Origin of the sequence: Pseudovibrio sp. Ad46 (assembly GCF_001623065.1) — a bacterium.
In the GTDB taxonomy this organism is placed as follows: Bacteria; Pseudomonadota; Alphaproteobacteria; order Rhizobiales; family Stappiaceae; genus Pseudovibrio.
Genome location: NZ_LMCG01000041.1, coordinates 34,954 through 52,005, shown reverse-complemented (window position 1 = coordinate 52,005; position 17,052 = coordinate 34,954). Strand labels below are relative to the sequence as shown.

Below are 17,052 nucleotides of genomic sequence, written 5' to 3'. Positions count from 1 at the left end.
TCATCACGCCGGAAAAGAATGGGGACCAGATGTGGCCCCCATTCCGTTCATTTTCCGTTAAATCGGATTACGCCCGCAGTTCGCGATCCAGAGCCGTTCCGTCAGGAGCGACTTCCTCATGAGGGTCTCTCACCGCACTTGAATCTTGCATGAGCGATTTCACAATTCCCCATGACATGAGAACCACAAGAGCACTGATCGGCAAGGCAGCCGCAATAGCAGCAGTTTGCAGAGCGGATAGTCCACCAGCCAACAAGAGCGCCGCAGCAACAACACCTTGAGCAACACCCCAGATCACACGGTGCTGTTTAGGTGGGTGTGCATTGCCCATAGACAGGATGGTCGTGATAACCAAAGTGCCGGAGTCGGATGACGTGATAAACCATGTCGCCAGCAAGAAGGTGGTGAGTGCTGCAATCAACCAGCTGATTGTGCCATTAGAGGTCATCTGCTCAATGGTGCCATAGAGCGCGCCACCAAGGTTCCAGCTGTTGACGGTGTCAATCAGGCCTGCAGTACCAACACCGCCCGGTGCATTCATTTCAATGAACAGTGCATTTCCGCCGAAAATGGTGATCCAGAGGAAAGCCATCACAGTTGGTACCAGCATAGCGCCGAACATGAATTCACGAATGGTACGACCACGGCTGATGCGTGCAATGAACATGCCCACGAATGGTGCCCAGGACAGCCACCAGCCCCAGTAGAACATGGTCCAGCCACCCTGCCATTTCACATCGCCCGGTTCACTTGCGGTCCAGAAGCCCATGGACAGGAAGTTGGACATGTAATCGCCAACGGATGTGAGGAAGAAGCTTGCGAGCCACTGAGATGGACCTGCTACGACAAAGAACAGGATTAACAGCAGTGTGAGAGCGATGTTCCACTCGGAAAGAATACGAATACCCTTACCAATGCCAGATACAGCCGACAGTGTCGCGATTATAGAAATACCAATAACCAGAGCAATCTGGGTAAGAGTGCCCGGATCAACACCAAACAGCACGTTCAGGCCCTGTGCCATCTGGTTAACGCCAAGCCCCATGGATGTCGCGATGCCGAACACGGTACCAAACACGGCAAGCAGATCAACCGCATGACCTGCCGGACCGTAGATGCGCTCGCCGAGGATCGGGTAAAGAGCACTACGGAACGTCAGTGGCAGTTTTTTGCGGAATGAGAAGTACGCAAGGCAAAGTCCGGTGATGGTGTAAATCGCCCAACCATGCAGACCCCAGTGGAAATTGGTCACGCGCACCGCATCAACTGCACGGTCCATGTTCATCTCATTGTGGCCAGCCATATCCGCAAACGGGTTGTTTGGATAACCCCAGCCCGCGGAATTGTCGAAGTAGAACAACGGCTCAGCAACACCAAAGAACATGATGCCAATGGATACACTTGCGGAAAACAGCATTGCAAACCATGCAAAGTTACTGAATTCCGGACGTGCATCATCATCGCCCAAACGGATGGAGCCAAACCGGCTGACCATCAAGCCAATGCAAATGAAGAAGATGATCATGACTGAGGAGATGTAGTACCAGCTCAGCGCTGTTTCGACCCAGCTGCGTACCGCCCCGTACAGCTCACCGGCATAATCAACATTCAAAATCGTGAACACAACAAATGCCGCAACCATAGCCTTGGCTGCGATAGACATTCCGTTGTGCAGGCCCTTAAAGAGCCCCGTTTCGGCAACATTCAGATCTTTCTGAATGTGCTCTTTTTCGATAGCCATAGTTCCCTCCCAGGCTAAATTAATCGGACATTATGTCCGTGCCGGGTTTCACCGCCGGCTTATCTCCAGCCCCTGCTGAACAGGAGCTACGGATGGGGTTCTCCCTGTTCTCAGCGCATAACGAATGGATCCGGAATCGGATCGTCAGAGGTGCGCAACCAAACTGTTTTGACTGTTGTGTAATCCAAGGCTGCCTGCAGTCCGCCTTCGCGGCCATGGCCTGAAAGTCCCTGTCCGCCAAACGGAGCAACAGGGGAAACTGCGCGGTAGGTGTTCACCCACACGATGCCGGAGCGAATGCCCTTTATCATGCGGTGTGCCCGCGTCAGGCTTTGTGTGAAGATGCCGGAAGCCAGGCCAAATTTTGTGTCGTTCGCCATCTGCAGGGCTTCAGCCTCTGTCTCAAAGGTAAGAACAGAAAGGACTGGGCCAAACAGCTCGGTTGTCACACAAGGAGCACTTGGCACATCGGAGCAATCCAGAATGGTTGGCGGGAAGTAGAAACCATCACGGTCGCAATCCACGCCGCCTGTCAGGACCTTGGCACCAGCCTCAACAGAAGCTTTGATGACTGCATTGATGTGATCGCGCTGGCGCTGGCTGCACAACGGGCCGACCTCTGTTGCAATGTCCTGCGGATGCCCGATGACGACGGCTTCAGCTTTGGCCTTCAAACGGGTAAGAAACTCATCCTTGATGCTCTTTGCGATGATCAGGCGAGAACCTGCGACACAGCTTTGCCCTGTTGCTGCAAAAATGCCGGATATCTGCGCATTTACGGCGCTGTCGATATCTGCATCTTCAAACACGATAAATGGAGATTTACCGCCCAGCTCAAGCGAGGTACTGGCAAGGTTTTCCGCGGAATTGCGCACGATGTGCTTTGCTGTTTCCGGTCCACCAGTAAAGGCAACGTGAGCCACTGATGGATGCGATGTCAGCACCTGTCCACATTCAGCACCAAATCCGGTGATGATGTTGACCACACCTTTAGGGAAGCCAGCTTCTTCAATCAGCTTGGCAAACTCCAAAAGCGGCGAAGGTCCTTCCTCTGATGCCTTCACGATCAATGTACAGCCGGCAGCTAGTGCAGGGCCGATCTTAACAGCGGACAGGAACAGCTGGTTGTTCCACGGAACAATGGCAGCCACCACGCCAACAGGTTCACGACGTAGCCAGACTTCCATGTCCGGCTTGTCGATTGGAAGGTGAGCCCCTTCAATCTTATCTGCCAAGCCAGCATAATACCGATAGTAATCCGCCACATACGCCACCTGGGCAGATGTTTCGCGGATGATTTTCCCGGTGTCCTGCGTTTCCAACTGTGCCAGCTTTGGCGCATTCGCCTCAACCAGATCTGCCAGTTTGTAAAGCAACTTGCCGCGCTGTGTTGCGGTTAGGTTGCTCCAGGCAGGATCAAAGAAAGCCCGTTCAGCTGCAGCAACAGCACGGTTTACATCCTCAGTCCGCGCCTCGGGCATTTCTGCCCAAGGCTGGCCTGTTGCCGGGTCCAGACTTTGAAATTGTGCTGAGCCATCTTCAAAACGACCATCGATATAATGCTGGAAGCGTTTCATTATGCATCCTTTTGGAAAGCAGGCATCACTTCGTTGATGAAGCGTTCAAGAGACGATTTCTTGCGCTCAAACGTCATGCCGCTATCAATCCAGAATGAGTATTCATCGTAACCAAGGTCTTCGTAGTGCTTCAGGCGCTCGATGACTTTGTCAGACGTTCCGATCACATTGTTGGTGCGCATCTGCTCTGCGCTGTAGAATGGATGGTTCGCGATATCTTCGTCGCTGAGCGGCTCAATAAGACCTTGATTGATTGGGCGTTCATTTTTGAACCATGCACCAAAGTAATTGTAGAAACGGTTGACCTCTTCAGCGCCTTGCTGAACATCTGCCTCATCACCACCAACATAGGTGTGACGTAGCAACATAATTTTCGGGCGTGGAATGGATGGGCTTTTCTCACAAGCATCGTTGAAGCGCTCCATGAGGCTTTCAACTTCATCATCCCCGTTCCAGAGCGGTGTTACTTGAACATTACAGCCGTTCGCCACCGCAAAATCATGGGAGTTTGGATCACGTGCAGCAACCCAGACAGGCGGGTGCGGATCCTGCATTGGTTGTGGTGCAGACGTCGTTTTCGGGAACTGCCAATACTCACCTTCGTGAGCATAATCACCATCCCAAAGCTTCTTGACGGCAGGCACCAGCTCACGCATGCGCTGGCCAGCTTCCCATGCGTCAAGACCCGGGATCATGCGCTCATATTCAAAACTGTAGGCACCACGAGCAATACCCAGCTCAAGACGGCCATCCATAATGATATCCGCCATAGCTGCTTCGCCAGCCAGCTTGATTGGATGCCAGAAAGGCGCGATGACAGTTCCTGTTCCAAGACGTACATTTTCGGTCCGCCGTGCCAGATCTACAAGGTTGATGAAAGGGTTCGGCGCAATGGTGAAGTTCATGCCATGGTGTTCACCAGTCCAGATCGCATGCATGCCACCTTTGTCTGCAATCTCACAGAGCTGCAGAAACTCGTCATAGAGTTTTTGCTGGCTTTCATCAGCGGAAATGCGCTCAAGATGGATGAAAAGTGAAAATTTCATGGCTTACTCTCCCAGTGCGATTTTGCGCACTTCGCCGTTTTCATGATTTCCAAAATAGATGCCGAAATTGCCCTTCTGCGTCTCCTTCGCAAACCGGCCCAGCATTTTCTGTGTGGCAGCATCCTGCACGCGCGCCAGCACATCATCTGTCAGCGCGAGGAAGGTTCCAGACTGGCTGGCCCCTTCACCGGCTGAGCAATGGAAAGCCAGATGCTGGGCATTCGCTTCTTCATCTTCGTAGACGGAGTAAATGAAGCCGACAGAAGACGGGACACCGACCTCTTCCAGTAATGCTGTAAGTTCTTTGGTTGGTGTGCCTTTGCTGACATTGCGCGTTGGCAATCGCAGTTGGCCTGCATCATCTTCAAAAAACAGCACTTTTTTGTCTCGTTCCAGGAGAGCGCTAACAACGGTTTCACTATCTACCTGAATGGAGCTGACTTCTTGTGTGGCAGTAAAATATGCACCGCGCGCGTAACCCAGACCGTTGGCAACACCGGTCTCAAAAGCCTTTACTTCACCGATCAGAATTGCATGGTCACCCGCGTCCACCACATTGTGCATTGAGCAATCAAACCACGCAGCTACATCAGAAAGGACCGGAGAGCCATTCGGACCGACTTTCCAGTCAACCGTAGCAAAACGGTCTTCGACACGGCTTGCAAAGGTGTTGGACACATCCTTTTGGGTTTCTGCCAGAATATTAACGGCAAAACCGGATGCCTCAGTCAACGCATCATAATTGCTGGAGCTTTTCGCAAGACACACCAGCAACAATGGCGGATCGAGGGAAACGCTTGAAAAGGAATTTGCTGTAAAGCCGAGCGGCTCACCATCCTGCCCATGGGCTGTCACAACCGTAACACCGGTAAGGAATGTACCAAATGCATTCCTCAATGTACGTGGGTCCATCGCTGTCATCGGGTAGATCTCCCTTTCTATCCGTTTGTTCTTATTGGCTGTTTTAACCAGCTTGCCATTGCGGCGTTGACTTGTTCCGGCGCTGTCAGATTGACCATATGACGATGGCCTTCAATGATGCAGACCATGCCGTCCTGCGCTGCCTTGGCCATATCCACCGCCATTTCCTTGGTGGAGTTCGGATCACCATCACCCGTCAGCAAAAGCGCCGGGCATCTGATCTCCTCCCATTTGTCAGCATAAGTCGCGTCCCCATGTGCAAATGCGTTGTAAGTGACCGCATAGCCAACCGGATCAACCTCCCGGAGCCAGTTGCCGACTTTTTCTTTTGCCTGCTGATCTGCAGTGCTATCACTGAACCAACGGCTCAAAGGTCCGTCGATGTTGATGTGACCCTCTGCAATTTCCTTTGCCCGCGCCTCCACAGCACTGCGAGCTTCTGGAGATCTGCGGTAAACGCCGTTCAACAAAGCAACGCGTTTTACGCGTTCCGGGTGCGTTGCTGCGTAACCACCGCTGATCAGCGCGCCCATGGAGTGACCGGCAAGATTCACCTGCTCAAATCCAAGTGCTGAGATCGCTGCATGCAGCCACGCCACATAGTCTTCCAGCTGAGAGCCTTGAGGAAGCGCAGTGCTTCCTCCATGCCCCGGCATGTTTACCGCGATAACACGATGCGTTTTCGCAAAGTGCTCGATTTGCGGTTCCCAGGAAGCATCCTGCATGCCAACCCCGTGGACCAGCATAAGCGGCTCACCTTCGCCAACCTCACGGTAGCAAACAGTGCCCTTAGGATGTGACAGCTGCAGGGTTGTCAACGTCATGTCCCAGCTCCTTAAGGTCTTGATAGCGATCACCAATCCGGTGGTGCGGGCGTCCTGAGAGTGAAGCTCCCAGTGCGATGACGATTTCATCTGGGCCCGGAGCATCGGGAATAGCAAGCTGAATGGTGAGATAGTGTGAACGACGCCCACCATCATTCTTGTCCATCAGCGGAATCATGATCGGAGCGTTTGCACCAGCGCGGGTGTTGCAGAACGCCAGATAGGTTTTAGCGCCAACAGCTTCACGGTAAAAATTACCAAATTGCAGCGTGTGAATGAGCGCAGAGGCATGCTCGACTTCGCCGTTCACACCAACAACAGCTGCTTTACCGTAACCCTCAACAGCTTCACCAGAACCTGCAAAGTTGATGATCATATCCGTCAGCAAACTGCCAACATCTGGTGCAACATCATGGATGCCCGGACGCAGATCTTCAACAAAGCCCTGCCCAGCCCATGGGTTCTTGATCACAGCAACGGCCGCAATCATCCGCAATGGGGTCTCTGCTTTTTTGCCACCTTCAATCAGCGTGTCTTCCACGTGAAGAAGTGTCTTGCGTATCTCTGCTGGCATTAGTCTTCCGTTCATTCCACTGTCAAATTCAATGGTGATAAGATGGTATACCATAATACTGAATGTCAATACCTTCTTGCGAATGAAGTCAACGCAAGCTAGATTGCTGCCATGATCTCTACTGCAAATAATCCTTTGAAAATTGAGCGTCCCACCATGACGCTTCGCGATATGGCTCTTGAGAAGATGAGAGCCGCTATCATTGCCGGGCACTTCCAGTCAGGAGATCGTTTGGTCGAGCGGCCACTTTGCGACCAGCTTGGCGTAAGCCGTTCAGTTGTAAGGGAAACAATCCGATACCTTGAAGCAGAAGGCCTTGTTGAAATTCTGCCAAACAAAGGCCCGATCGTTGCCAAACTGGATTGGGAAAACGCGCAGCAGATCTACGAAATCCGCATGCTTTTGGAGACCAGTGCCGCACAAAAATGTGCTGAACTGGCCAAAGATGGGGATAAGAAAAAACTTGCTAAAGCGCTCGCTCAGCTCAAATTGGCCTACAGCAGCGGCGAAACAAACGACCTGTTTGAAGCAACAACATTATTCTATCAGTGCATTTTTGATATCAGCGGCCAGAACGTTGCATGGGAAGTGGTACAGCGACTCAACGGCCGCATCAGCCGTCTGCGTGCTATGACTTTGGGTACTCGTGACCGCCATGATGCTGGTTACAAACGGATCGAGAAAATCTACTCCGCAATCGAAACGAACGACCCACAAGCCGCTGCAGCTGCCATTCAATTACATCTGACGGAAGCTGCAAATATTGCCAAGACCCTTCTGACTGCAGAGCTGAGCAAAAGCGAAAAATAATGCCTAAAGCCTACTGGATTGCCCACGTCACAGTCACGGACGCTGACGCCTATACAAACTACACCCAGGCCGCTCCAGCTGCCTTCCAAAAATACGGCGCCCGCTTCCTCGCCCGCGGCGGAAAAACCGAACACCTGGAAGGCACGACACATCCCCGTAACGTCGTCATCGAATTCGACAGCATGGAACAAGCCCTGGCCTGCTACCACTCGCCAGAATACCAAGAAGCCAAAACCCACCGCAAAACCGCTGCCTTGGCAGACATTATGATCGTTGAGGGAATGGCGTAAGCTCCCCTACCCCAAATACTGCCGCAATGCTTGCGGTGGGTTGTTGAGCAGTTGTTGGGTTTCAGCAGGTGGGTGCGCTGATCCGTCGGCGACGAGGATTGCTTTGTTCGTGATGCGGCGGGCATCTTGTGGATCATGACTGACCATGAGAAGCGTCGTGCCAGTTTCTGCAACGAGGTCTGCGACCAGGTCCAGCATCTCGACCTTGAGTGCAGGGCCAAGAGCGGCGAAGGGTTCGTCGAGTAACAACAGATCACGGTGCTGAACCAAAACGCGAGCAAGGGCGACGCGGCTTTGTTGACCACCAGATAATTCAGCTGGCCTACGCATTCCCATATCAGCCAGTCCAACTCGTGAAAGAGCGGCTTTGACTTGCTCTTGCTCTGCCATTGAGAGCTTTCCGTCAGGCCGCAAACCGAGGGCTGCGTTTTGAGTAGCGGTTAAGTGCGGAAACAGATTACCATCCTGAAACAGCATGGCGATTGGGCGTTTTCCCGGAGCCTGCCTGGTGAGCTCTTGTTCCTTCCAGAAAATGCGTCCTTGCGATAATTCACGGAACCCGGCAATAGCCTCAAGCAGGGTTGATTTTCCTGCGCCTGATGGGCCAATAACGGCAACGCTGCTGCCAGCTTCAACATGCAAGTTGGCCTGCAATTGGAAACGGCCATTTGCAATGAGACAAGAGCTAAGCTTCAGCATGCCAGCGACCTCCCCGGTCTAAAATCCAGAACAGTGCCATTGAAAGCACAAGCAGTAAAAGAGCTCCGCCGGCTGCTGCCTGCATTTTGTATGCCCCCATCAAGCGGTAAATCTGTAAAGGCAGCGTTGCAATTTCCGGATCTGCAAACAAGGCAATCACGCCAAGGTCTCCCATGGAAAGTGCCGCAGCAAGCCCCGCAGCAAACCCAATCTGTGGCCGCATACGTGGAATGAGGACACGTGAGAAGAACACCCAGCCTTCCATATTCAGCGACAAGGCCAACCGTCCATGACGTGAAACCGTATCTCGCGCAGCTGGCACAAGAATGCGAAGTGCAAACGGCAATGCCATCGCCGCATTAACGAGTGCCGTCACAGGAAGAGCAAGGTCTGACGGGTTTGCCCATGGACGTATAATGATAAACATGCCCGTTCCAATCACCAGCGGGGATGCCGCTAATCCCAGAATTCCAGCAAGTTCAACCACACTATGCCGGCGAACGGCGATTGCAGCTGCCATAGGCAACGCGAACAGCAACAAGATTACCGTGCTGGCTACGGCGACAGCAACAGAAACGAGTGCCGCCTTCAACACAATAAACGGTACCAGAAACAGACCACTTAGCCCTGACAGAACAACGGCACTGAGCGGCAAAAGCAAAAACAGTGTTGCAAGTGAAATCCAGAGGATGTCTGCAACAGGTGCACCGCCATCCCAGCGCTGGATCGCTCTGTCCAGTCCTGCACCAAACCCTTCACCGCGTGAAAGCTTCAGTGCCGCAAAGGCAGCAGCAGCGGTAAGCGTGAGTTGCAATGCAGAAAGCAGCGCGGCACGGCCAAGATCAAAATCGTATGTAAAAGCCTGGTAGATCGCCAGCTCAATAGTTGTCGCCCGTGGCCCACCACCAAGTGTCAGAGCAACAGCAAAGCTTGTCAGGCAGATTGCAAAGATCACAGCCAATGCACCGGGCAAGATGCGCGCAAGCATGGGGAGTTCAATCAGCCGAAACAGGGCTTTTCCATCACACCCAAGTTGCGCTGCAAGGCGAAAGCGCTCTGAGGGAACCTCTTGCCACCCCTGCAAGATCAATCGGGTTGCCAGCGGAAGGTTGAAGAAAACATGAGCCAGCACAACACCGTGGAGGCCATAGATGCGAATGGGTGAAGCACCAAAATAAACAAGCACATCAGATATCCAGCCCGCACGGCCAAACACCTGTAGCAACCCAAGAATGGCAACGATAACTGGTAGAATGAAGGGGGCACCAAGCAGGGCAATAAGCAAACTGCGGCCCGGAAACCGCCGTCGCGCCAGCGCGCGCGCAACCGGCACAGCCAGTGCAACACTGATCACGGCAGAAAGCACAGCCTGCGTAAGCGTAAACTTGAGAGCGGCCCAATCGGAAGAGGAAAAGCCGTGACCCGCTTCGGTTCGCAGAGCAACCGCGGCCAACGTGCCAAGTATGAGTGCCGCGACAAGAAATGCCGCGGCAACACCGGGAAGCGAACTTACTGGCTGAGCGCTTCTAGCCATTCCGGCAGAGCCTCACGTCTTGCAGCAGCAGCTTCTTCAGGCTTAAAGAACAAAGCTTTTTCAGGCACCTGCAGTGTGTCAAAGCCCGCAGGCAAGCCACCTTTTGGGGTCACAGCTGGATACATCCAGTTGGTTGTTGGAATGATTGTCTGGAAAGCATCTGAAACCATGAAGTTCAGGAACTTGTCTGCCAACTCTGGCTGATCAGTCCCGGCAAGCTTTGCCGCTACTTCAACCTGCATGTAATGGCCTTCTTCAAACGCGGCAGTGGTCTTGCTGTTATCTTCCTCGGCAATCAGGTGGTAAGCCGGAGACGTGGTGTAACTGAGCACCATGTCCGCTTCCCCATCAAGGAAAAGACCGTAGGCTTCAGACCAGCCTTTTGTAACCGTCACGATGTTATCGGAAAGATCCGCCCAAACATCAGCAGCTTCGTCTCCGTAAGCCGCTTTCACCCAAAGCAACAGCCCGAGGCCGGGGGTAGAGGAGCGTGGATCCTGAATAAGGATCTTGGCATCACTCTTCGCAAGCTCGCGGAAGTTGGTTGGTACGGTTTCGCCAGCCTTGTGTACGAAGGCAAAGTAGCCCCAATCGTACGGCACAAAGGTTTCGTCAGCCCACTCCACTGGCAGTGTATATTGGGCTTCAACAGCGTGTGGTGCAAACAAGCCAGTTTTCTTGGCGGTCTCTACCAGATTGGTGTCCAGACCCAGCACCACATCGGCATCTGAGTTTTTACCTTCAAGACGAATGCGGGAAAGCAGTGCTGCGCCATCTTCGACGCCAACAAGTTTTAGGTCACAGTCACATACAGCCTCAAACGCTTCTTCCACTTTTGGGCCTGGGCCCCAGTCAGAAACGAAGCTGTCGTATGTGTAAACTGTCAGTTGAGGCTTCTCAGCAGCCATCGCTGATGTTGCAGTGAGTAATCCCGCAGCAATTAACAGATGTTTCAAGTCATCCTCCATTGCGGCGAGAGGGCAAGGATGGGTGAAACCGGTACCCTTCCCTCCGCCGGTTCTAGCCGGTTCAGGTTCAACGGGTTCGCCACTAAAGCATCTCAGCACGACAAATACGCGCACCCCGAGGTCAAGCGGTTCTTAACCGGAAAAACACAGAAGCGCAACTGGATATAGCTGGGATGGAGAGGGCACCTGTAGGGAGTTGCAAGAAGAAGCCCGGGCAGTTCCCTGCCCGGACTGGTCGCATTTATTAGGCTGTCAGGTCGAAGCGGTCGGCGTTCATGACCTTGGTCCATGTTGCCACGAAGTCGCGAACGAACTTTTCGTGGTTGTCATCCTGAGCATACACTTCAGCATAAGCGCGCAGGACTGAATTGGAGCCAAACACAAGGTCAGCACTGGTTGCAGTCCACTTAGGCTTGCCAGATTTGCGGTCGCGGATCTCATAGGTGCCATCTTTGAGTGGATGCCAGCTGTTGTCCATATCGGTCAGGTTGACGAAGAAGTCCGTTGTCAGCTGACCTTCGCGGTCCGTGAAGACACCATGCTTTGAACCGCCATAATTGGCACCAAGAACGCGCAGGCCACCAACAAGTGCAGTCATTTCCCAGCCAGTGAGACGGAGGAGCTGAGCACGATCCAGCATCATCTCTTCCGGGCTAACAGCGTACTCTTGCTTCTGCCAGTTACGGAAGCCATCAGAAATAGGCTCCAATACAGAGAAGGATGTCGCGTCTGTCATCGCATCTGTTGCATCACCGCGACCAGAAGCAAATGGAACTTCCACGTTGAAACCAGCTGCCTTGATGGCATTTTCTACACCAACGTTGCCTGCCAGCACGATCACATCTGCGACTGAGGCTCCTGTCTGCGCTGCAATTGGTTCAAGCACAGCCAGAACTTTGGCAAGCCGGTCTGGCTCATTGCCAACCCAATCCTTTTGGGGAGCAAGGCGGATGCGAGCACCGTTGGCACCACCGCGCATATCAGAACCGCGATAGGTACGTGCGCTGTCCCAGGCGGTTTTGATCAGATCTTCATTGCTCAAACCACTTGCTGAGATTTTTGCTTTCACAGCAGCAACATCATAGTTGGTGCTGCCTGCTGGAACAGGATCCTGCCAGATGAGCTCTTCTTTCGGTACATCCGGGCCAAGATAGTTTGCCTTCGGTCCCATGTCGCGGTGGGTCAACTTGAACCACGCACGTGCAAAGGTATCTCTGAAATATTCAGGATCTGCGATGAACTTCTGACAGTATTCGTTGTAGATCGGATCAACCTTCATTGCCATATCCGCATCAGTCATGATTGGATTATGACGAACGGACGGGTCGGTTGGATCGATAGGCTTGTCTTCTTCCTTGATGGAGACGGGTTCCCATTGCCACGCGCCAGCGGGAGATTTTACCTGCTCCCATTCATGGCCGAACAGCATATCGAAAAAGCCCATATCGAACGTGGTTGGGTGTGTGGTCCACGCCCCCTCGATGCCAGAGGTGAAGGCATTCGTTGCCTTGCCATCCTGTCCGGGGTTAGACCAGCCAAAGCCCTGCTCTTCAAGACCAGCGGCTTCCGGTGCGACACCGATGTTATCGACGGCACCGCGTCCATGGGTTTTACCAACGGTGTGACCACCGCACGTCAGCGCAGCAGTTTCCTCGTCATTCATTGCCATACGAGCAAAGGTTTCGCGGATCTGATCAGCTGTTTTTTGCGGACCGGGAACGCCATTCACGCCTTCCGGGTTCACGTAGATCAAACCCATATGGGTTGCTGCAAGCGGGTTTTCGAGCGTTGAAGGGTCATCCAGATCGTCATAGCGCTCTTCACTGCGCGCAAGCCATTCTTTCTCAGATCCCCAATAGGTGTCGATCTCCGGACCCCAGATATCCTCACGGCCAAACCCGAAGCCAAAGGTTTTCAAGCCCATGGAGTCATAGGCAATAGTACCTGCTAGAATAATCAGATCAGCCCAGGAGAGAGCGTTGCCGTACTTTTTCTTGATAGGCCAAAGCAAACGGCGGGCTTTATCTAGGCTTGCGTTATCAGGCCAGGAGTTAAGCGGAGCGAAACGAATGTTGCCGGAACCGCCGCCACCGCGACCATCTGCCAGACGATAAGAGCCAGCTGTGTGCCACGAAAGGCGGATCATCAGGCCACCATAATGACCCCAATCCGCTGGCCACCAGTCCTGACTGTCGGTCATGAGCGCATGAACGTCTGCCTTCACCGCTTCAAAGTCGAGTGATTTGACAGCATCATGATATTTGAATCCTGGGTCCATCGGGTTGGTACGCGCACCATGTTGATGGAGGATGTCGAGATTCAAAGCATCAGGCCACCATCGGGTAACCGGCTTATCCATCGATGTATTCGCGCCATGTACCACCGGACAAACACCGGCTGTCTTGACATCGTTACCGTGCATTGCTGTCTCCACTATCTCATTTGGCTCTTGCTGGTTTTGACGTAGCGTTTACCTTAAGCGGTGAGACGAAACGATGCATCCAGCAAATTCTAGACTGAATATAGGTCGCCAAACACATTAAGTGAAATTGCATCTTCTGCGCATATCGATAAGTTTTTCTTATCGTATAAATTTGAAGGTAAACGAAGGTGCTTAGATTGCTCCTCTGAGCTCTCCTCATCACACACGGAGATGCTTTTCGCGAGGTGAGGAAAGCATCAGTTCTGCCCTTCAATGCAGTAGCAATTCGTGTAAAATATCACATTGATTTTCGCGGAGAAATTTGCATGAGCACTATCAGTCTTCTCAATTCCATAATTGGTCCGGTGATGAGAGGACCCTCGAGCTCTCACTCTGCAGCGCCATACTTCATAGGAAAGACTGTCCGCCAACTTTCCCTTTGTGATGGCGATAAAATTGTGAATGTTGAAATTGCGTTCGATCCAGAGGGCTCGTTTGCCCAAGTCTATACCAACCAAGGCAGTGACGAAGGCTTTGCAGCAGGCTTGATGGGAGAAGAGGTCACCTCGCCTAAGTATCGACAAGCTCTATTTGATCTGATGAACGGCAAGCCATTTACGCTAGAGATCAACATTAGAAATTTAGACACCAACGATCATCCAAACCGAGTGGAAATTGCAGTCACGGTTGAAGACAGCGAAGGCGCACTTCGGGAAGATCACTTCAAAGGCCTTTCAATAGGCGGCGGGATGTTCAAGCTCGATAGCTTTAACTCTTTCGCAATTGATGTGACTGGGAGCGATTTTATAATTCTGCTGGAAAGTGGAGACAATTCATCTCTTCAGCAGCTTCCCTCAAATGCAAAGGTACAAGCTCGTGTCTGTGCAAGTTCAAAGAATAGCCACCAACTTATTGAGATCAAATCCAGTTCGCCACTATCACCTCAACAACCAGAGTTGAAAGACATGATCGAACAGAGCTGGAAGGTCAGGTCCTGCACACCTGTCCAATTCTCTGTCCACGACGAGGCCCCTCTTTTTGCCAGCCCAAAGGCTTTGGTCCAACAAACCAGCAGAGGACACGGTCTTGCAGATCTTGCTTTGTCTCTGGAAGCCAAACGGTTAGGCTTGACTGAACCCCAAACACGAAAAGCCTTTGCAGACCGGTATGATGTGATGATGGACGCAGTTCAGGCAGGCCTAGCGCTTACCAAACAATCATCCACTATGAAGTTCCTGAAACCGAGCGCAAAGCAGGTTGGTGCAGCAAATCCCGTGGAGATTATCGGCTCACCATTCTTGCAGGATGCGCTTAGCGCTTCTCTTGCAGTTATGGATGCAAACGCAAATCGGGGAGTGGTTGTTGCTGCTCCAACAGCTGGAAGTTCTGGCATCGTACCGGGCACGCTATATTCCTTGAAACAACAAGGTATTGATCGTGAAAAGATTATCGACGCCCTTCAAGTCACAGCACTTGTGGGAGCCGTCTTTGCTGAGCATGGAAGTTTTGCCGCTGAAACTGGAGGATGCTCAGTGGAGACTGGTGCCTCAGCCGCGATGGTCTCAGCTGGATTGGTCCATCTATTTGGAGGAACAGCACTACAAGCCTTTAATGCGGCATCACTTTGTCTGATGAATACGCTTGGTTTGGTTTGCGACCCAGTTGGTGGGGAAGTGGAAATTCCCTGTCATGCCCGCAATATCGCTGGGATCGCGCATGCGCAATCGTCTGCGGTTGCTAGCCTTTCTGGTTTTGACGCTGTTTTGCCATTTGATGAGATGGTCATCAGCACACAAAAAGTAGGCAAACAGATGCACTCTGACTTGCGCTGTACCGCTCGCGGTGGATGTGCGGCAACACCGACTGCCTGTGCAATGTGCGGATGAGGTCGCCCCATAGATCTCAATGCCTTAACCGCCATATTCCCTACAATCGTCTCCTTACAGCTGTTCAGGAGCTTTATCATCTCGGAGGTGTCTGGGTTACAATCTGAGGCGGCTAGCGCATCAACCACCATCTGCCGGACGGCGCGTTAATCCGCGTCATTGACCTGCCAGCTCCACGCTCAACCGTGCCACCTTCGATAGCAAGAAGCTGGACACCCTCTACATCACCAGCGCCTGCCTCCCAGCCTACTCAGGGCTCCCCTCTTCGCCTGTAAGTCGGGTGAGAAGGACATTCATAGATCGGATTTTGAGGTGAAGAGGGAGCTCCTCTCACCCCTCTCAAACAAACCAGATCAGGCCAAGCCAGATCCAGAGGGGGGCTGGGACTATGGCCCAGATGAAGATGGCGGGGAGGTACTCGTAGACTTTCATGGGGCTCTTCCGATTTCTGTCAGATCAATTCAAATGCTTCTGCCAGGGTCACAACGCAGGCGACTGATATGCCGAGTGTTACGAAGACACGAATGTGTTTGAAGAAGGCTAGCTCTGCCTTGGGTTTCACACCGGAGCCATATCCTCTGCCATCCAGGTAGATGTTTGTGATCATGGTCAAAAACAGTAGGAACCAGAGAGCAACCAATCCTTCTGCGATCAAGACGATGGCGGGCAACATTACAGGTCTCCGTAGTTTAAAAGTTTCAGAGCAGGCGGTGGCACATCAATGCAATCAGAGTTCTTTACGAGGAAGAAATTGACAGCTTAATTCAATGCCAAACACTGGTGAGACAGCCCCTGCCCTCTATCGTGACAACTTTTCGATTCATAATATCTATTTCATATATATCTTTATCATCGCACACGACAAAAGACATATATAATTTTGCATCTTTTCTTAGAAAGAGCAGAATTGACACTAAATAATGTTTTATTTCATACACTTAAAATATACACAGCACCACATCGTTTTCGGTGTTCAGCACTCTCTGATTTTATGATATATGCACGATATATCTTTGGAGCATCACTATGCGTTTAAATCAGGCAAGCGATTTTGCTTTGCGGCTCGTTATGCAGTGCGCCATGCAACCAGACATTCTTCAACGCATCGATCAGGTCGTTTTGCAGCAAGGTTTCTCACGGGGCCATGTAATGAAACTCGTCAACCAACTCTCCCGTGCCGGTATTCTTGAGACCATGCGTGGTCGTGGTGGAGGGTTTAAACTGGGCCGTCTCGCACAAGACATCAGCGTTGGAGATGTTGTTCGCGCGGTAGAGAATGATTTTGCCGTGGTCGAGTGCCTGCGACAGAGCGAATGTGGAGAAATCCAATGCTGCTTCCTCCCCTCTTGTCGCCTCAAACCGTTGATGCAAAGAGCATCCAGCGCCTTCCTGAGCGTGCTCGATGAAATGACAATTGAGAGTGCAGTTATCGATTTGCCCGTACCAGCGGCTTTGGCAGCACAAGAAAGCTAGCAGGAAGAATACTTCTGAAACTCTATTGATCTTCTCATATGTATTTTTGACCAATTCTATATTGAGTTCACAATTAAATCTAATTTAACAAATAAAAACTCTATTAATGACTATATTCGATTCAGTTAATCTATAGCTCATGAGAATAGTATTGCGTATCACTTCATAGCTCCTCAGTCGAATACAGCATAATTGTGTAGCGCGAAGAAATCTTAACGGATTACTAATGTGATTACTCACACTGAAGCTGCGTTTTGCTCTGCGCAGCCTTCGGTAACGGCTGTGCT

15 protein-coding genes and 1 riboswitch are annotated in these 17,052 nt (G+C 51.9%); of the genes, 4 read left to right on the top strand and 11 right to left on the bottom strand.

All coding sequences use genetic code 11. The features are described 5' to 3' along the window. Nucleotides 1-67: 67 nt before the first annotated feature. The 6 genes from PsAD46_RS09440 to PsAD46_RS09415 all read right to left on the bottom strand — a co-directional run bounded on the left by PsAD46_RS09440 (nt 68) and on the right by PsAD46_RS09415 (nt 6,683). The gene (locus PsAD46_RS09440) at nt 68-1,741 is read right to left on the bottom strand and encodes a BCCT family transporter (protein ID WP_057464610.1); all 1,674 of its coding nucleotides are present in this window, start codon (nt 1,739-1,741) and stop codon (nt 68-70) included. A gap of 110 nt (nt 1,742-1,851) precedes the next feature. Continuing rightward, nucleotides 1,852-3,318 (bottom strand): aldehyde dehydrogenase, encoded by a 1,467-nt coding sequence (locus PsAD46_RS09435; RefSeq protein WP_063306679.1) that lies wholly within the window; start codon nt 3,316-3,318, stop codon nt 1,852-1,854. Then, a complete protein-coding gene (locus PsAD46_RS09430) occupies nt 3,318-4,364 on the bottom strand; it encodes an LLM class flavin-dependent oxidoreductase (RefSeq protein ID WP_063306678.1) in 1,047 nt (348 codons plus the stop codon). The genes PsAD46_RS09435 and PsAD46_RS09430 overlap by 1 nt, the downstream gene beginning before the upstream one ends. Nucleotides 4,365-4,367: 3 nt before the next feature. Then, a complete protein-coding gene (locus tag PsAD46_RS09425; RefSeq protein ID WP_063306677.1) occupies nt 4,368-5,285 on the bottom strand; it encodes a flavin reductase in 918 nt (305 codons plus the stop codon). Nucleotides 5,286-5,302: 17 nt separating this feature from the next. Then, nucleotides 5,303-6,109, bottom strand: coding sequence for an alpha/beta hydrolase (locus tag PsAD46_RS09420; RefSeq protein WP_063306676.1), 807 nt, complete (start codon nt 6,107-6,109; stop codon nt 5,303-5,305). Continuing rightward, nucleotides 6,075-6,683, bottom strand: a complete 609-nt coding sequence (locus PsAD46_RS09415; protein ID WP_057464621.1) for an amino acid synthesis family protein — start codon at nt 6,681-6,683, stop codon at nt 6,075-6,077. The genes PsAD46_RS09420 and PsAD46_RS09415 overlap by 35 nt, the downstream gene beginning before the upstream one ends. A gap of 111 nt (nt 6,684-6,794) precedes the next feature. Here PsAD46_RS09415 and PsAD46_RS09410 point away from each other — a divergent pair, with 111 nt between their 5' ends. Next, complete coding sequence (locus PsAD46_RS09410; protein ID WP_057464606.1) at nt 6,795-7,493, top strand: GntR family transcriptional regulator; 699 nt, start codon at nt 6,795-6,797, stop codon at nt 7,491-7,493. Then, entirely contained in the window at nt 7,493-7,783 is a 291-nt protein-coding gene (locus PsAD46_RS09405) for a DUF1330 domain-containing protein (protein WP_063306675.1), read from the top strand. Before PsAD46_RS09410 ends, PsAD46_RS09405 begins: the two co-directional genes overlap by 1 nt. A 6-nt stretch (nt 7,784-7,789) precedes the next feature. Here PsAD46_RS09405 and PsAD46_RS09400 read toward each other — a convergent pair whose 3' ends face one another. From PsAD46_RS09400 to katG, 4 genes are all read right to left on the bottom strand, one after another. Further along, complete coding sequence (locus tag PsAD46_RS09400) at nt 7,790-8,482, bottom strand: ATP-binding cassette domain-containing protein (RefSeq protein WP_063306674.1); 693 nt, start codon at nt 8,480-8,482, stop codon at nt 7,790-7,792. Beyond that, nucleotides 8,469-10,016 (bottom strand): ABC transporter permease subunit, encoded by a 1,548-nt coding sequence (locus PsAD46_RS09395; RefSeq protein WP_063306673.1) that lies wholly within the window; start codon nt 10,014-10,016, stop codon nt 8,469-8,471. The genes PsAD46_RS09400 and PsAD46_RS09395 overlap by 14 nt, the downstream gene beginning before the upstream one ends. Next, entirely contained in the window at nt 9,992-10,972 is a 981-nt protein-coding gene (thiB, locus tag PsAD46_RS09390) for a thiamine ABC transporter substrate binding subunit (protein ID WP_063306823.1), read from the bottom strand. Before thiB ends, PsAD46_RS09395 begins: the two co-directional genes overlap by 25 nt. A gap of 33 nt (nt 10,973-11,005) precedes the next feature. Then, a riboswitch (TPP riboswitch) is annotated at nt 11,006-11,112 on the bottom strand. Nucleotides 11,113-11,228: 116 nt separating this feature from the next. Next, nucleotides 11,229-13,406 carry a catalase/peroxidase HPI gene (gene katG / locus PsAD46_RS09385; RefSeq protein ID WP_063306672.1) on the bottom strand — a complete coding sequence of 726 codons (2,178 nt, stop codon included), beginning with the start codon at nt 13,404-13,406 and terminating at the stop codon, nt 11,229-11,231. 326 nt (nt 13,407-13,732) lie between these two features. Between katG and PsAD46_RS09380 the strand changes: the two genes are divergently transcribed. Next, entirely contained in the window at nt 13,733-15,292 is a 1,560-nt protein-coding gene (locus PsAD46_RS09380) for an L-serine ammonia-lyase, iron-sulfur-dependent, subunit alpha (RefSeq protein ID WP_063306671.1), read from the top strand. Between the two features lie 451 nt (nt 15,293-15,743). Here the strand turns inward: PsAD46_RS09380 and PsAD46_RS09375 are convergent, their stop codons facing one another. Continuing rightward, the gene (locus PsAD46_RS09375; protein WP_063306670.1) at nt 15,744-15,965 is read right to left on the bottom strand and encodes a hypothetical protein; all 222 of its coding nucleotides are present in this window, start codon (nt 15,963-15,965) and stop codon (nt 15,744-15,746) included. Nucleotides 15,966-16,318: 353 nt separating this feature from the next. Between PsAD46_RS09375 and PsAD46_RS09370 the strand changes: the two genes are divergently transcribed. Next, nucleotides 16,319-16,765, top strand: a complete 447-nt coding sequence (locus PsAD46_RS09370) for an Rrf2 family transcriptional regulator (RefSeq protein WP_084404379.1) — start codon at nt 16,319-16,321, stop codon at nt 16,763-16,765. Nucleotides 16,766-17,052: the final 287 nt, after the last annotated feature.

Bases quoted from the DNA above. Each gene is read 5' to 3' on its own strand.
- PsAD46_RS09440 (WP_057464610.1), bottom strand. From the start codon at position 1,741: ATGGCTATCGAAAAAGAGCACATTCAGAAAGATCTGAATGTTGCCGAA.
- PsAD46_RS09435 (WP_063306679.1), bottom strand. From the start codon at position 3,318: ATGAAACGCTTCCAGCATTATATCGATGGTCGTTTTGAAGATGGCTCA.
- PsAD46_RS09430 (WP_063306678.1), bottom strand. From the start codon at position 4,364: ATGAAATTTTCACTTTTCATCCATCTTGAGCGCATTTCCGCTGATGAA.
- PsAD46_RS09425 (WP_063306677.1), bottom strand. From the start codon at position 5,285: ATGACAGCGATGGACCCACGTACATTGAGGAATGCATTTGGTACATTC.
- PsAD46_RS09420 (WP_063306676.1), bottom strand. From the start codon at position 6,109: ATGACGTTGACAACCCTGCAGCTGTCACATCCTAAGGGCACTGTTTGC.
- PsAD46_RS09415 (WP_057464621.1), bottom strand. From the start codon at position 6,683: ATGCCAGCAGAGATACGCAAGACACTTCTTCACGTGGAAGACACGCTG.
- PsAD46_RS09410 (WP_057464606.1), top strand. From the start codon at position 6,795: ATGATCTCTACTGCAAATAATCCTTTGAAAATTGAGCGTCCCACCATG.
- PsAD46_RS09405 (WP_063306675.1), top strand. From the start codon at position 7,493: ATGCCTAAAGCCTACTGGATTGCCCACGTCACAGTCACGGACGCTGAC.
- PsAD46_RS09400 (WP_063306674.1), bottom strand. From the start codon at position 8,482: ATGCTGAAGCTTAGCTCTTGTCTCATTGCAAATGGCCGTTTCCAATTG.
- PsAD46_RS09395 (WP_063306673.1), bottom strand. From the start codon at position 10,016: ATGGCTAGAAGCGCTCAGCCAGTAAGTTCGCTTCCCGGTGTTGCCGCG.
- katG (WP_063306672.1), bottom strand. From the start codon at position 13,406: ATGCACGGTAACGATGTCAAGACAGCCGGTGTTTGTCCGGTGGTACAT.
- PsAD46_RS09380 (WP_063306671.1), top strand. From the start codon at position 13,733: ATGAGCACTATCAGTCTTCTCAATTCCATAATTGGTCCGGTGATGAGA.
- PsAD46_RS09375 (WP_063306670.1), bottom strand. From the start codon at position 15,965: ATGTTGCCCGCCATCGTCTTGATCGCAGAAGGATTGGTTGCTCTCTGG.
- PsAD46_RS09370 (WP_084404379.1), top strand. From the start codon at position 16,319: ATGCGTTTAAATCAGGCAAGCGATTTTGCTTTGCGGCTCGTTATGCAG.